The sequence below is a fragment of the Vibrio sp. Vb0349 genome, assembly GCF_033338975.1.
Map to the genome: position 1 here is coordinate 67802 of NZ_JAWOTS010000009.1, position 14854 is coordinate 82655.

Below are 14854 nucleotides of genomic sequence, written 5' to 3' on the forward strand. Positions count from 1 at the left end.
CGCTCGTTTCAACCGCTATCAATTTCATTCTGAACAATGTGCAAAATGGCGCTGTTCTGTATCCAAGTGAGCGGCTGTTTCTTGAGCGTTTAATATGTTCTCTTGATTAGCCCCAAACTCAGCCCCCGTTCCAGGCCAATAATATGTATCTTTATCACGACATAGTGTGAGAATGACAGGATCATCGTGTATATTGGGCTCATCTCCTAGCTCGCCATACATACTGAAAGTAATCTCAGACCCAACGTCTCCACGAAGTTTCTGAATCACTTCTGCTTGAACTTTAAAGAGAACATCTTCCTCGTGTTCAGCAAACTTTTCAAAACCTGTAATTTTCACCACTGCAGAATAGGGCGTTTGAAATATCGCATCTTTGAGTACCTCATTCTGAGAGTACACTCCCTGTGAAGCACAAGCTGATAAGCTCACACAGCCTAGCAAACTTATAAATTTCTTCATATTTAACTTTCCGTTCCTGCTAAGGCAGAGCCTTTTGTATATATAGGTAAAGTACCTTTTGTTTCATCGTAGTTACTCGGTACTACGAACTTGTCCCAGACATCAATAGAGTACTTTGCTATATTGACTTGGTTGCTTTGGTTTCCTCCTAACATGTACAAATGCCTACCATCAGGGCTCTTTCCCACGACAAAAGCAACATGCCCACCACCTTTTCTCGATTTAATCCCTAGAGCTCCATGTATAGGCTCTGAGATGTTTTTACCAAAACCCTTCCACTCCTTTGCTCGATAAGCTTCTTTTACTGGAGTGATTCCGTGTTGTTTAAAAACCCAAGCGGCAAACGAACCACACCAAGCATTTTGACCTCCAGAGTCATCAGTGCCCCAGAACTTAGATGCTGTAAAATACTCTAAAATCCTTGGATTGGCCTTAGTGCCTGAAACTTCTTTTTGTCCAATTTCTCCCAACGCTGTTTTCATCCAAGGCACTTTGGTTACTAGTTTTTGAGCATCATGAGGATCATTTTTCACTGAACTATAGGATGGTAATCCATTGAGCTTACGATGAGTTCTACCATTTACATCGATCCGACCATCTGGCTTTACCATATAAAGTAGCTTACGCTGACACACTTTTATTGCCTCTACTGTTTTCGACAAATGAGGACTCCGCCCTAACGAGCCATCAACAACCAACAGTCGGGTAAAACCTATTCTCTTTTGGTTATCATTTAAAAATTGTTGAACTGCTTTCACATCATTTTTCGAATTAGTGCCATTTATACCAACAGAGCCACGGATTTTTAATCCCATTCTCGTTACCTTTATAACTAATCATATAATTAAGAAAGTACGCTTTAGCGTGACAACAATAAAGATAAAATGTTGTTTTATACGATTAGCCATACGAAGGGAATTAGGTGTTGAAAATATAGATTACAAATAAACTCAGCTCATATCACTAAAAACACCTATTTATCATCTTTTGGTCACGCTTCAAAGCAGGACAGCCCAGATGTTTTAAACCATGCGTATTAATAGACGAAAAAATGTTTATAAATAAACAATTAAATTAACATAGTAAAACTATCAATTACTATTTTAAATTTAAATAACACTTCCTTTTTAAGGGCACTCTATAATTAAATTTATCAAACTTTAATTTTTATTAAATTGAGCTTTAATTTATTAATCTGACTATTTAACTAATTTCATTTCAGTTAATTGTACTTTTTGGCATGTTAGCGGGTGATGGCGGCGCCAATAACACCGACCCATTTTCAGAAGGAATAACGGACGATAACCAATGGATTGTGGAAGAACCACACATGATGATTATTACCCTAGACCAAGTGTTGCTCGACTATCTACCCATCGGTTCAAGTTATGATGGCCCATACGTGATGTGGAATGGTATGCCATACGCACACATTATTATTCCCGTTAGAGCGAGAAAATAAAAAGAAAAAATCCGATACTCAATATTTTTGAATATCGGATTTTTATTGCGTTATCGAGCTAACCAAATTCTCGCTAATATTCCTATAGGAGTAGTAACGCCAGTTGTGACGGAGGAAATTTCACCATTTCTTAAAACATAAATGGTTGGGGTCACGCTAATTTTCCATTCGCGCATAATATCGCTTGAAGGATCGTTTATGTTTTCAAAACGATATTCTTTTGCCCGCATAAACTGCGCCACACGCTCATTTGGCCCTGAAGAGCTAGAAACACCAACTACGGCATAGTCATCACTCAGCCAGCTCACGCTTGGGCTTACAAATTTACACGCGGGACACCAAGTCGCCCAAAAATAAACAACGACAGGTTGTTCATGACTTTGCGCGATTGCATCGAAATATTCACCATCGCTCAATACGGAGCTCAATGGTGGTGCCTCCTGTTTAGGAATATCTTTGGTGCGATACCAATCCATCACGATGGAAATGACGGTGACAATGAGCACCATCTGTACGATTTGAACGAGCCAATATCGGAATGTTCTACGCTGCTTTGTCGAACTCATTGAATGGATCCTCCACTCGCTTGTTTCACTGCGCTTAAAACAACATCATCAGTCAGAATCACAGGTAACGGGATACCTTGTGGCGCTGCCGGGCCATAGACGATGTTAAACGGCACACCGTAACGCCCATGAGCTCGTAAAAAGTCAGTTACCGAGCCGTCCGGATGTGTCCAATCCCCTTTTAACGTCGCTACATTAGGGCTTTGCAGCAATGAGTAGACAGGATCTTGCCAGATCACACCGATCTTGTTCGCTTTACACGTGACACACCAATCCGCAGTGACATCCACAAACACCACTCGCCCATTATTGACGTGATCTTCAATCGCCGAGTTAGAAAGCTTCTGCCACGCTAAGTCCTCAGGAAGCGGTGTCGCCCATTGGTCGGCAGTGACACTACCAAGTAACAGGCCACCAGCTATCAACACTAATGACGCAGTTCCGGATACAGCAAGCGCTTTCTCACCATACACTTTCTTAACTCTTGCCATCATTACAACAAAAGCAACCACAGCGATAAGTGCAATCCATAACATCGGTACATGATTTGCCATTAATGAAAGTAGCCAAATGCTAGTCGCCAGCATCATTATGCCAAACACGATTTTAACGACATTCATCCACGAGCCAGGCTTTGGTAGTTTCAGCGCGATATTTGGAAACACAGCGACTAAGATCCAAGGCAGTGCCATACCCAATGCTAATGCTGTAAAAGTTGCAAATAACGTTAATACGTCGGCACCCAAGGCAAACGCCACGGCCGTTCCTAGAAAAGGCGCGGAGCAAGGCGTCGCAAGCAATGTGGCAAACATACCTTGAACATAGTGGCCAACTAGGGAGTTATCACCTTTCGAGGCCAGCCATGTATTGGTACCCGATGATAGACGGATTTCAAACAGCCCTAGCATATTGGCCCCAAACAAACTGGTGACCAACACCATCAAACCTAAGAACCAAGGGCTTTGAAATTGCACGCCCCAACCAATGGCATTACCTGTTAGCTTGAGCACCAAAATAAAACCAGCGAGAATCCAGAACGACGTTAATATACCAAGTGAGGAGGCAACAAACTGAGCGCGAATTTGACGACGCTCGATACCTTGAGCGGCAACAATACTACTTAGCTTCATCCCCAAAACCGGAAGAACGCAAGGCATGATGTTAAGAATTAAACCGCCGAGCAACGCGAATAGAAAAACACTCGTTAGAGACGTGCTCGGCAACGGTTCAACTATTGCCTCAGCAGTTGCTTGAGTGGTTTCTTCTGCTAGTAAATTGGTGTCTTTGATGGTCACAAACAGCGACTGACCATCTAACTCCACATCGCCCAGCCAAGTATCAACGATATAGCTCGCGGTGACGATGTTTCCTTCTTGATTCATTCCTTCAAGCTTGAAGCTATAGTCTCGCGTTGCTTCATCGACGCCATCCACCAGCACTTGTGGTTGTTGCCAACCCTGACTGTTCTGTAGCTTGATTTGTAGTTTCGATTGGTTCGCATCCCAACTCGCCTGAGTAACATCAATAAACGGCGATGGCTGCGGCACGTTACTCACTGCTTGAGCGTAACTGAACATCACGTCTTCATCGACTTTTAGATCAGAAGGCAAGAACGTCAATTGAATTTGATAGTCGGTCAGCACACAAATCGTCGTACAAGAAGAAAGTGTCAGTACCGCATCAATCGTGACAGGTTTGGACATGTCTTCGACGTGCAGCGTCATGGGGAACAAAGTATCGCCTTTATACCCAAGAGTCTCGATACCTAATAGTTCGAATTTTTGTGGGTGCGGCCATTGCCAATCCACTTTGGATAAATTTTGTGAATTTTGCCAATCAATAGATGGTGCTACGCCGCCCTCACCAGGTGAACGCCAGTAAGTTTTCCAGTCTCCGGTTAACTTGACATCCAAATAACCTGTAAGTGTTTTGGCTTGCGGATCTTGTTGACCAGTGAGCACAAAGCGCGTTTGCACTGGAGGATGTTGTGGGTTGGTTAGCCAACCTGTATCAGTAGTTTGAGCTAAAACACTCAGAGAGAGCAAACTCAAAGCAAGCGTCATAAAAAACATGGACGCAAACTGAGTCAGTTTAGTAATTTGATTCATAGTGATTCCTAGTTAAAAGACAAAGGTGCTAAATAACTGACGCTAGTGGTCAGAAAGCACGCTTTTATTCTCGGAACACACAGAAAGTCAGATGGACTCGATACTTACGGCCTATCGGTTCCGTCCAATGTTGCGCACCAATATAGGCACTGCACAACCAAATTGCCGAAGCAAAAAGACCGACAAACAGAACAACAATAAATACATCGAGTTGATGTTGAGAAAACTGAATTAACTTTTCAGACAATTCGCACTTGCTAGTTTCTTTAGTATCAATAGACTTGACGCTCGAACGCTCATCAGCAAGTGAAACCGCGGGCGATTCCGTCTCATATTTCATAGAGCATGACGATGCAAAGCCTGAATTTTGCATCAGACACACAACGACCACCCAGCCAATAATCGCCAGTAGCCATTTTGCCCGCTTATGTGGCGTGTGATGTCGTTTAGTCAACAAACTCATAAGAATTCAGATAAAGTAAGAACGAAGAAGATAATACGCGAGTCGTCATAAAGCTCAAGTTGTATCCTCTAAATAGCCTTAAGAGGCTTCACTCGGTAAGCTTTAATCTAGCTTGCCATAAATATATGCCAACTCTGCGACGGTTTTTGCCGAGAACTTCTTCAATAGATTAGCTCGGTGTACTTCAACCGTTCGCATTGCTATGCAAAGTTCGTCAGCAATACGAATGTTGCGCTTTCCTTCAATAATCAAACGTAAAATGTCTTTTTCTCTAGGTGTGAGCGATTCATAAGCCGATTTAGCTGCTGCCATATCGAGGTTTGTGGCAGACTGCGCCTGTCCCTGCAAAATGGCTCGTGCCAGTTCATCGCCTTTGACTGGTTTTTGGAAGAAATTGACCGCCCCAGCTTGCAATGCATCGACCGCCATCGGAACATCACCATGCCCTGTCAGATAAATAACGGCTAGCGGGCTGTTGGCTTGATTTAAAATTTGGTGCACTTGCTGGCCACGAAGGTTGGGCATTCGGCTATCAAGGATCACGCATCCGGCCTGATGAATGTTCACTTTATCGAGAAAAGATTGCCCATCAGCAAAAGTCGTCACGTTGAAGTCATGCTCTTCCAACATAAAAGCGAGCGAGTCACGCACCGATTCATCATCATCGACTACAAAAACAGGTAGCTGCTTTTCACCGCTGCTCATTGAGTGCTCCTATGCCTAGTTCAGATTAGTTTTGATATGGAAACACAAGCTCAACCAAACAACCATGTGGTGCTATCGAGCTGATGACAAACTCGCCACCATGCATTTCCATCACATCGCGACAAATGGCTAACCCCAGCCCAAGCCCTTCTTCTTTGCTACTCACAAACGCTTGAGTCGGATTCTCTTGCTGCAACCCTGTACCATTGTCTAACACTCGAATAGAGAGTTGACTGATTTGGTAATCGCAATGCAGGGCAATTTTACCTTGATAACCTGATGAGTGATATTTCTCTTGGAACAAAGTACACGCATCAATCGCGTTGCTGATCACATTAACTAAAACCTGTTGTACGCCAACTGCATCGACAAGTAATGGACGAATGTTCCCTTCTGTACTGGCCACAATAGAAATGTTTTGCTTCTGCATTCGAAAATGGAGTAACTCAATCGTGTCATCAATGAGTACTTGAAGATCGCACGACGTTTTGTCGACACTGCGCTTGCGAATCAACGTTCTTAATCGCTGAATAATTGCATCGGCTCTTTCAACTTGGCCCTGTATTTTCTCAAGCACAGGGACAATATCTTCATGAGGGCGCTTTTTGGCCAAGCGAAGTAAACCGCCTTCACTATAGTTGCGAATGGCTGCCAGTGGCTGATTGAGTTCATGGGCAAGACTAGTGCCGATTTCTCCGACAATCGCGACCCTTTGTGAATGTTCTAACTGTTCACTTTTCTCTTTTAATCGCAACGATGTCTGCTCCAAAGCTTGCTTACTCTTGCTAAATCGATACTCAAGCCAAAAGTGGTACGCGTTCAACACAATCACAAACATGAACAGCGCCCATGCCCATTCTTGATGACTACGCAGCCAGCGTAGAGCCTCACTCCACCAAGGTTGTTGCAACGGATGGAGATCCAACGCCTGATACAGTTTGTCGATACTCAGCAAGCTGACGGGGGACGTCCAACCTGACGCGCCTGCCGCAATAACCGCAGGGTGTTCAGGTGGCATCGCTAACAATACTTGCGCAATCTGTTTGGCAATCTGAGATGAGCCGCGCTCTGTTTTGGCAAATGACCAGTTCGGATAAAGCGGTGTGGAAACAGCGCATAACGAACGCTCGTTCGGCTGTTGATTTAAAACTCGGTAATTACTCGGTTGTAAAAGCCCTTCACTTAGCATCTGTTCCAATAAACAAGCAGGGACAACGGCCGCTTCCACATTGCCATCACGTAATTGATACAGGTTGGCATCAATAGGAAAACCAAGATAGCGGACATCAGAAAAGAAATCGTTTGGATTAAGACCCATTTTGACTATTTGATAGCGCATCGTGAGATAACCACCAAAGGCTTTTTCTGATACCGCTGCAACGGGACGTCCTGAGACATCTTGCACCGTTTGATAACTTGAATTGGCTCGAACCACAAGCGCCGAACCAATGCCGTAATTCGAGTTTTGTGGTGCTCTGCTGGTTAGCGTTGCCATCCACGACAGCGCGTATTGCCTGCCCAATCGCACTGCCTGACCTGGGTTGGTTAAGATGAAATCCATGGTCTGAAACTTCACCGCTTCGCCCATTTCATCCAAGTTAAGGGGATGAAGGACAAAATGCACATCGGAAATTTGCTGATTGAGCCAATCAATGGTCGGTTGCCATCTCTGCTCAGCATAAAGATGGCCGCGTATCGCTAACACGCCCACTTCGACTTTTTGCTTGGCCTGTGGCTGCTCTGCTTTTTGCTCTTGCATTCCTTGCAGATCTGCTTGTTCAGAAACTGCGCCCTGAGTCAAAGATGCAAAGGCAACTAAGCAAAGAATCCAAAGCTGAAGCCACAGTGCTTTTTTCATGATGAGTCGAATCGTTCCGTCAAGAGAGTACGACAAGAATAACAGCTACCTTCCCTAAACCACATTTGTTTTAGATCAAGTTTGATCTGGGTATGTGGAAATCCACAATATAAGCCTCGCAGTGCATTTCTCACAATGGAATCAGTCAATTCAAATACAACAAAAAAGCAGGTGAGTTATGGATTCCACCAAACGTCGCTTTCTCAGCGCGGTCACAGCCGGAGCCGCGTTAATTCCAGTCGCAGGCATTGGCACGGCAACTGCGGGAAACATTATTCGAAATAACCAGTCCGCTGACCGAAAAGGACAAATCGGCAAGCGTTATGCCATGGTGATAGATTTGCGTAAATGTGTCGGATGCCAAGCGTGCACCGTAGGTTGCAGCATTGAAAACCAAGCGCCAATTGGTCAATTCCGAACCACCGTAAAGCAATACGAAGTTACGTTAGATGATGGCTCTACAGCCACGCGAGAAGCAAAAGCCTTTATGCTACCGCGCCTTTGTAACCACTGCGACAACCCACCTTGCGTGGCAGTGTGTCCGGTTCAAGCAACCTTTCAGCGCGAAGATGGTATTGTCATGGTGGATAACAGTCGCTGCGTCGCCTGCGCGTACTGTGTACAAGCTTGCCCTTATGATGCTCGTTTTATCAATGAGGACACGCTCACCGCAGATAAATGTACCTTCTGTGCTCACCGTCTAGAAAAAGGTCTATTGCCTGCCTGCGTGGAAACCTGTGTTGGCGGAGCACGTGTAATTGGTGATTTGAATGATCCATCAAGTGAAGTCCGCCGCTTAATTGCGAAGCACCAAGACGATATCAAAGTGCTAAAACCCAATGAAGGCACCAAGCCTCACGTGTTTTACATCGGCATGGATGAACGCTTCACCAGCCACATCGACGGACAACCTGCTATTTACGACCCACAAGGAGATCGCGCATGAACATCACCGAAGTGTTAGTCCAACCTCAAGCGATGGCTTGGCTCCCGTGGGCGGTGCAGTATTTCTTCTACATCGGTTCGGCTTATGCGGCTGCTGTTTTATTCCTAATCGCCCTATTATTTGAAAAACACACCAGTCACAGACTGCGCGCTGCGCTTGTTCTGACGCTGGCCATCGGCGCCATCGTGGGGCCATTAGCGTTAACTGGCGACCTTCACCAGCCGGGACGCGCATGGCATTTTTACGCACACATCACTCCGTGGTCATGGATGTCTTTAGGGTCGCTTTTCTTGCCTGTTTTCTCAGGTTTAGCGGTAGTGACTGCATGGCTGTATCTCCGCGAGGATCTGATCAACTTACGTAATCAGCCAGGGAAAGTACTGCCTCTAATTTCAAAGCTGTCACTGGGTGACTGGGCGCTCTCTCGTAGAGTCATGCTTATGGTATCTGTTATCACGGTGCTATCAGGCATCACCATTGCAGTCTACACAGGCGCTGAAATTGCAGTCGTTAAATCGCGCTCTTTATGGCACCAACCCGCGTCGCCGGTTCTTTGGTTTGTCACTGCGTTTATGAGCGCGGTCGGATTTTCTCTGTTGATTTGGCTCTTGCTGCCTAGTCAGTCAAAGACGCTGACATCTGGCGATACTAATTTACTTAAAAAATCAGTGGTTACCAGCGGTGTATTAACGCTGATACTGCTACCGATTTGGGCATCCAACAATTCCGCATTTTCGCTCTATTCTAGCGAACAATGGATGCACAACATTGCCCTGCTCACTTTTGTCGTTTTAGGTTGTGTTTTGCTCGCTTTCATCTTCTTGCGCGATACCAAAAAGTCCGCATCAGCCAGATTTCGTCACGTCATAGGGCTCAGTTTTGTGTCTGCTGCCGCACTGGCAAGTGCATGGCTGATTCGCTGGTTTACCATCATGGAAGTGCAAACCATCGCCAAGTTCGATGCAGGGCTGTATCCATACCAACTCACTATGGATGGAAATGGCTGGATAGGCATTATCGGCATGCTCGGATTATGGCTTGCACTGGCACTGCTCGGTTCGGAGCTGGTTCAGCCAAAACAAAAGATCGAAGTAAAAGCCTCATCACTCACCTTAACTGAACGCTAATCAAAGAGGATTTCATCATGGATAACAAACGCCGTCAGTTTTTGAAATCAGGCATTGCAGTGGGTGGGCTTGGCGCATTCGCTGCGGGTTACGCCACCACCACCAAACACATGGTCGAGGGTGCGCTCGAAGGCACTGCGGGAGAAAAAACGCGTGATATTCACCACGGTAACTCGCTTGAACCAGAGTACACGGTCAACAGCAAAGGCAACCTAATCCCTAATCCAAATCAGCGCGTTGCACCATCGATGTGTTTTGGTTGTTGGTCACTGTGCGGATTGCGTGTACGCATTGATAACCGCAGCGACGAGATTTTGCGCATTACTGGCAACCCATATCACCCACTCTCTCATCAGCAACACATGCCGTTCGAAACGCCAGTCAAAGATGCTTATTTAAGTTTGGCAGGAGAAGCGGGCCTTGACGGTCGTTCAACAGCATGCGCACGTGGCAATGGGATGTTAGAAATTCGCAACAGCCCGTACCGCATTACTCAGCCACTGAAACGAGTTGGAAAACGCGGCGAAGGAAAATGGATTCCGATCAGCTACGAGCAATTGATAGAAGAAGTCGTAGAAGGTGGTGATTTATTTGGTGAAGGCCATGTTGATGGCTTACGCGACATTCGCGATTTAACAACGCCCGTTGATCCTGAAAACCCAGAATATGGGCCGAAAGCCAACCAACTGTTAATGACCAACGCCGGCAACGAAGGCCGAGACGACATATTTAAACGCTTCGCGTTCAACAGCTATGGTACACGTAACTTTGGGCATCACGGCTCTTACTGCGGCTACGCATTTCGTGCTGGCAGCGGCGCATTTATGAACGACTTAGATAAGAACGCACATTTGAAGCCAGACTTTGATAATGCGGAATACATCATCTTCATCGGTATGTCGCCTGCGCAAGCTGGCAACCCTTTTAAGCGTCAGGCGCGCCAACTCGCCAATGCGCGAACAGAAGGTGGCTTGGAATACTCCATCATCACGCCAAGTTTGCCTGCGGGTTCATCGAGCTTGGCTGCCGGTGACAACAACCGCTGGATACCAATCAAACCGGGCACCGACTCTGCCCTCGTGCTTGGCATGATCCAGTGGATCATCGAAAACCAACGCTACAACAAAACCTTCTTGGCGCAGCCGGGGGCAAACGCGATGAAACGAGCCGGCACCGCGCACTGGTGTAATGCTACGCATCTCGTGATAAGCGATAATCAGCACCCGAGAAACGGCACGTTTTTACGCGCGTCGGACTTGAATCTGCCATTCGAGGGCGAAGCGTTGTCTGACTCCGACCCATACGTCATCGTGGATGAGCAAAGCGGCGAATTTGGTGTTCATACCCAAGCTGAGGAAGCGGCACTGTTTGTCGATAAAACGGTTTCGCTTGCATCGGGCGAAGTGCGCGTAAAATCGTCTCTACATAGACTCAAAGAAGAGGCGTTCAAATACAGCCTTGCGTTCTACAGCCAACAATGTGAAATCCCTGTCGAACAAATTGTTGAACTAGCAAAACGCTTCACCAGTCACGGAACAAAAGCGGTGGTCGATACCCACGGTGGCAACATGCACACCAATGGGTTCTATAACTCGTTTACCATCATGATGCTCAATGCGTTGATTGGTAACATAAATATGAAAGGCGGCGCGATGGCCAAAGCGGGTGGCTACCCAACTTCCGCTGCGGGCCCTCGTTACGACTTCACCAAATTTGCTGGCAAAGTCGGCCCGAAAGGCGTCTTTTTGTCGCGCAGTAAATTCCCCTACCATAAAACCAGCGAATACAAACGTCGCGTTGAGGCTGGTGAATCCCCTTATCCAACTCGCGCGCCTTGGTATCCGTTTGCCGCGCCACTGCTGACAGAGCACCTATCTGCGGCTATTGATGGGTATCCATACCGCGTTAAAGCGTGGATCAATCACATGGCGAACCCAATGTATGGTGTACCCGGTTTGAAAGCGCTGCTGGAAGACAAGCTTAAAGATCCAAAGCAGCTCGGTTTGATTGTGTCTGTTGATGCGTTCATTAACGAAACCACCGCATTGTCGGACTATATTGTGCCGGACACGGTCACCTACGAAAGCTGGGGTATGGCAACGCCTTGGCACGACGTTCCGGTGAAAACCGTCACCGCTCGTTGGCCGATAGTGGAAGCACGAACAGAGAAAACCGCCGACGGTCGCTCGATTTGCTTAGAAAACTTTTTGATTGATGTCGCCAAGAAAATGCAACTAGGCGGCTTTGGTGACAACGCGATTCAAGATGCGCAAGGGAATTGGCTCGCTCTCCACAGAGCTGAAGATTTCTACTTACGTTCCGCGGCAAACTTGGCTTATGTGAAAGGCGGGGTGCCTGAAGTTTCGGCAGAAGACATTGCGTGGTCCGGCCTAGAGCGTTTAATGCCAGCCATGCAGAAGACGCTGACAGCGGATGAGATGAAACGTGTGGCGTTTATTTTTGCTCGCGGTGGACGTTTTGAAAATGCAACCGAAGCGTATCAAGGTGAGCAAATGAAGCACAAATGGACACGACCTGTCGCGATATGGAATGAACGTGTCGGCAGCGCAAGAAACACCATGACCGGTGATTTCTACACGGGTTGCCCAACATGGCATCCACAAAAACTGGCCGATGGCACACCAATGGAAGACCAGTTCCCAAGCTCAGAATGGCCTTTCAGCCTAACGAACTTTAAATCCAACATTCACAGTGCGGTATCCAACCTATCGCCAAGGTTGAACTCGATTAAAAGCGTAAACCCAGTGTACATCCATCCAATCGATGCCGAGCGCGCAGGCATTAAAACGGGTGATGAGTTTGTTATCGAGACACCATCTGCAAGCACCAAAGCACTTGCGATGATAGTCAGCGGAATTCGCCCTAGCACACTCGGATTTGAACATGGGTTTGGTCATACCGAGCTAGGACAACGCTCGCACTGGATCGGCGATAAACAACAACCCGTAAAAACGCGCAGCCAAGATGGCGTCAATATTAACGACATTGGCTTAATTGACCCTACTCGAGAAGGCAAAGGCGTGTTGTTGGATTGGGTCGTGGGCGCGGCGGCACGTCAGTCCTTGCCGGCCAAAATCCGCAAAGCGTAACGCCGCACGTTAAGACGTCTCTACCACTTAGAGCTGCCGATTTGTGCAGCTCTTCACCACTTTGTTTTTATCGCTTATAGAACAACCAATAAAAACAAATACGGCCATTTACACTTATTAAATATGTGGAAATCCACAATACCTTTCATTATTGACAAGGCCGACAATATTGTCCAAGTGACTACCAAGTAGCACTTAGACATATTAATAAAAATTAAAGTGAGTCAGCATGTCAAAAATTCTTCCAGTGGTGGTGGCCTGTTTGTTAGCAACCACTATGGGCGCAAGCGCCTCGTCTATTCCGGAAAAAGCCAGCGTATGTAGCGGTTGTCACGGCCAAGATGGCATGGGACAGCCAAATATCGCGCCGATGATCGCTGGTTTAAACGCGAATTATCTCAACACTCAAATCGAACTATTCCTTAGTGGCGAACGCCAAAATGTGGTCATGCAAGGCATGGCGAAGGAACTCAGCGATCCCGCAGATCGGAAGGAAGTTATGGAGTACTTTGCTAACCTCCCGAGCTATGAGTTCACGAATCCAGAACAACGCGGCGACCAAGCTGATATTCGTAACCCGTATCGTAAATTAATTTTCCAAGGCGATTGGGATAGAAATATTCCAGCTTGCGCAACTTGTCATGGAGCCAGCGGTATGGGCGTCGACAAGTTCCCTCGCCTCGCAAGCCAACATGCTGATTACTTAAAAACGCAATTGATGGCATGGAAAAACGGCACTCGCAGTGGTGACCCGCTCAATATGATGGGGGCCATCGCAAAAAATCTCACTGACAAAGAGATCGAAAATCTTGCTTACTACTTTGCCTCATTACGTTACTAGGAGCAGTCATGAAACGTTTCTATTCTTTGTTCGCACTGCCTTTCATTTCTACGCTCGTACTAGCTAACGCTCCATTACCGGACCGCCAGAAAGAGCTACCTGCGATAGAAAAAGAAAAGCACGGTGAATACTTAAAACCGCGTGATCTCAGCACAATCCCAAACACCGCATTTGGTGAGCAAGTAAAACGCGGTTACTCGCTCTTTGTTAACTCACAACAAATGCGCGGAAAATACGTTGGCAACGAACAAAACTGTGTGAACTGCCATATGGAGGCAGGACGAAAAGCAAACGCTGCGCCACTGTGGGCAGCTTACATGGCATACCCGGCATATCGTAAGAAAAACGATCGCGTAAACAGCTATGCTGACCGTATCCAGGGTTGTTTCGAGTATTCCATGAACGGTAAAGCGCCCGCTTACGATTCGCCAGAAATTGTTGCACTTAGTGCTTACGCCTACTGGTTAGCGATGGGCGGTTTGCTTGACAAACATGGTATGGCGGATGAACCCATTCCAGAGCTAGACGCAAAAGCGTTGCAAATTGGTGGAAAAGCAAAAGACTTCCCGTTGCCCGAAGCCATCGCACAAGCATTACCAATTGAAAAGCGGGGTAATCTCTCTGGGCGTGGCTACCCAAAAATCAACGCCCCTGAGCAAGAACCATCAATAGAGCGAGGCGCACTGGTCTACGAAAAGAACTGTGAAACTTGCCATCGCGCCGACGGTTCTGGCATCAAAGACACCAACGGCCACTCATACATTCCACCACTTTGGGGCGAATATGCGTATAACTGGGGCGCAGGTATGCACCGGATTAACACAGCGGCCTATTTTATTTACGAAAACATGCCGCTTGGGAAAAGTGTCCAGCTGACAGAGCAAGAAGCTTGGGATGTCGCAGCATACGTTAACAGCCATGAGCGCCCACAAGATCCTCGATTCAAAGGCAATGTCACCGCAAACTCGGAGAAATATCACCAGCACCAAGGCTATTACGGCAAAACGCTCAACGGTACGCAAGTCGGCTCCAATGCCTTTAAGAGCGGAACGGTCAAGTAAAGTACAACTAAGCACCTTAAATAAAATGCTCTTTTTCCCTGCTCAGATTATCTGGGCAGGGTTACTTACCCTTAAAAACAAGTAGTTACCCCCTCCAATAAACAAGCAACATCATATTACTTTCGGCTTCCAACATACTCATCTTCGC

13 protein-coding genes are annotated in these 14854 nt (G+C 46.6%); 6 read left to right on the forward strand and 7 right to left on the reverse strand.

Translation table 11 applies throughout. From position 1 onward, the window contains the following. Window positions 1-24: 24 nt before the first annotated feature. Together R7Q47_RS12370 and R7Q47_RS12375 are read right to left on the reverse strand one after the other, a co-directional pair. Window positions 25-459, reverse strand: a complete 435-nt coding sequence (locus tag R7Q47_RS12370) for a hypothetical protein (RefSeq protein WP_248486856.1) — start codon at window positions 457-459, stop codon at window positions 25-27. A gap of 2 nt (window positions 460-461) precedes the next feature. Further along, complete coding sequence (locus R7Q47_RS12375) at window positions 462-1274, reverse strand: TIGR02594 family protein (protein ID WP_115386178.1); 813 nt, start codon at window positions 1272-1274, stop codon at window positions 462-464. Between the two features lie 425 nt (window positions 1275-1699). Here R7Q47_RS12375 and R7Q47_RS12380 point away from each other — a divergent pair, with 425 nt between their 5' ends. Further along, window positions 1700-1921 (forward strand): hypothetical protein, encoded by a 222-nt coding sequence (locus R7Q47_RS12380; RefSeq protein ID WP_025767245.1) that lies wholly within the window; start codon window positions 1700-1702, stop codon window positions 1919-1921. Between the two features lie 50 nt (window positions 1922-1971). Here the strand turns inward: R7Q47_RS12380 and R7Q47_RS12385 are convergent, their stop codons facing one another. The 5 genes from R7Q47_RS12385 to R7Q47_RS12405 all read right to left on the reverse strand — a co-directional run bounded on the left by R7Q47_RS12385 (window position 1972) and on the right by R7Q47_RS12405 (window position 7621). Next, window positions 1972-2487, reverse strand: coding sequence for a protein disulfide oxidoreductase (locus R7Q47_RS12385; RefSeq protein ID WP_213874789.1), 516 nt, complete (start codon window positions 2485-2487; stop codon window positions 1972-1974). After that, the gene (locus tag R7Q47_RS12390) at window positions 2484-4595 is read right to left on the reverse strand and encodes a protein-disulfide reductase DsbD family protein (protein WP_248486858.1); all 2112 of its coding nucleotides are present in this window, start codon (window positions 4593-4595) and stop codon (window positions 2484-2486) included. Before R7Q47_RS12390 ends, R7Q47_RS12385 begins: the two co-directional genes overlap by 4 nt. Before the next feature lie 64 nt (window positions 4596-4659). Next, window positions 4660-5058: a hypothetical protein gene (locus R7Q47_RS12395; protein ID WP_005376702.1), complete on the reverse strand. Its 399-nt coding sequence runs from the start codon at window positions 5056-5058 to the stop codon at window positions 4660-4662. 102 nt (window positions 5059-5160) lie between these two features. Beyond that, entirely contained in the window at window positions 5161-5763 is a 603-nt protein-coding gene (locus tag R7Q47_RS12400) for a response regulator transcription factor (protein ID WP_025767241.1), read from the reverse strand. A 25-nt stretch (window positions 5764-5788) separates the two neighbouring features. Next, window positions 5789-7621: a sensor histidine kinase gene (locus tag R7Q47_RS12405; protein WP_248486860.1), complete on the reverse strand. Its 1833-nt coding sequence runs from the start codon at window positions 7619-7621 to the stop codon at window positions 5789-5791. A 178-nt stretch (window positions 7622-7799) separates the two neighbouring features. On the opposite strand from R7Q47_RS12405, the gene dsrO reads away from it, so the two are divergent. From dsrO to R7Q47_RS12430, 5 genes are all read left to right on the forward strand, one after another. Further along, window positions 7800-8567, forward strand: coding sequence for a sulfate reduction electron transfer complex DsrMKJOP subunit DsrO (gene dsrO, locus R7Q47_RS12410; RefSeq protein WP_005376699.1), 768 nt, complete (start codon window positions 7800-7802; stop codon window positions 8565-8567). Further along, window positions 8564-9694 carry an NrfD/PsrC family molybdoenzyme membrane anchor subunit gene (gene nrfD / locus R7Q47_RS12415; protein WP_154205163.1) on the forward strand — a complete coding sequence of 377 codons (1131 nt, stop codon included), beginning with the start codon at window positions 8564-8566 and terminating at the stop codon, window positions 9692-9694. The genes dsrO and nrfD overlap by 4 nt, the downstream gene beginning before the upstream one ends. 17 nt (window positions 9695-9711) lie before the next feature. After that, window positions 9712-12804, forward strand: coding sequence for a tetrathionate reductase subunit A (locus R7Q47_RS12420; RefSeq protein ID WP_248486862.1), 3093 nt, complete (start codon window positions 9712-9714; stop codon window positions 12802-12804). A 277-nt stretch (window positions 12805-13081) separates the two neighbouring features. Next, window positions 13082-13645, forward strand: a complete 564-nt coding sequence (locus R7Q47_RS12425) for a c-type cytochrome (protein ID WP_395221151.1) — start codon at window positions 13082-13084, stop codon at window positions 13643-13645. 8 nt (window positions 13646-13653) lie between these two features. Beyond that, a complete protein-coding gene (locus tag R7Q47_RS12430) occupies window positions 13654-14706 on the forward strand; it encodes a c-type cytochrome (protein ID WP_248486866.1) in 1053 nt (350 codons plus the stop codon). The last annotated feature ends 148 nt before the right edge of the window (window positions 14707-14854 follow it).

Coding starts and splice junctions, on each gene's coding strand:
- R7Q47_RS12400 (WP_025767241.1), bottom strand. CDS start 5,763: ATGAGCAGCGGTGAAAAGCAGCTACCTGTTTTTGTAGTCGATGATGAT.
- R7Q47_RS12425 (WP_395221151.1), top strand. CDS start 13,082: ATGGGCGCAAGCGCCTCGTCTATTCCGGAAAAAGCCAGCGTATGTAGC.
- R7Q47_RS12420 (WP_248486862.1), top strand. CDS start 9,712: ATGGATAACAAACGCCGTCAGTTTTTGAAATCAGGCATTGCAGTGGGT.
- R7Q47_RS12385 (WP_213874789.1), bottom strand. CDS start 2,487: ATGAGTTCGACAAAGCAGCGTAGAACATTCCGATATTGGCTCGTTCAA.
- R7Q47_RS12395 (WP_005376702.1), bottom strand. CDS start 5,058: ATGAGTTTGTTGACTAAACGACATCACACGCCACATAAGCGGGCAAAA.
- R7Q47_RS12430 (WP_248486866.1), top strand. CDS start 13,654: ATGAAACGTTTCTATTCTTTGTTCGCACTGCCTTTCATTTCTACGCTC.
- R7Q47_RS12370 (WP_248486856.1), bottom strand. CDS start 459: ATGAAGAAATTTATAAGTTTGCTAGGCTGTGTGAGCTTATCAGCTTGT.
- R7Q47_RS12405 (WP_248486860.1), bottom strand. CDS start 7,621: ATGAAAAAAGCACTGTGGCTTCAGCTTTGGATTCTTTGCTTAGTTGCC.
- R7Q47_RS12380 (WP_025767245.1), top strand. CDS start 1,700: ATGTTAGCGGGTGATGGCGGCGCCAATAACACCGACCCATTTTCAGAA.
- R7Q47_RS12375 (WP_115386178.1), bottom strand. CDS start 1,274: ATGGGATTAAAAATCCGTGGCTCTGTTGGTATAAATGGCACTAATTCG.
- dsrO (WP_005376699.1), top strand. CDS start 7,800: ATGGATTCCACCAAACGTCGCTTTCTCAGCGCGGTCACAGCCGGAGCC.
- R7Q47_RS12390 (WP_248486858.1), bottom strand. CDS start 4,595: ATGAATCAAATTACTAAACTGACTCAGTTTGCGTCCATGTTTTTTATG.
- nrfD (WP_154205163.1), top strand. CDS start 8,564: ATGAACATCACCGAAGTGTTAGTCCAACCTCAAGCGATGGCTTGGCTC.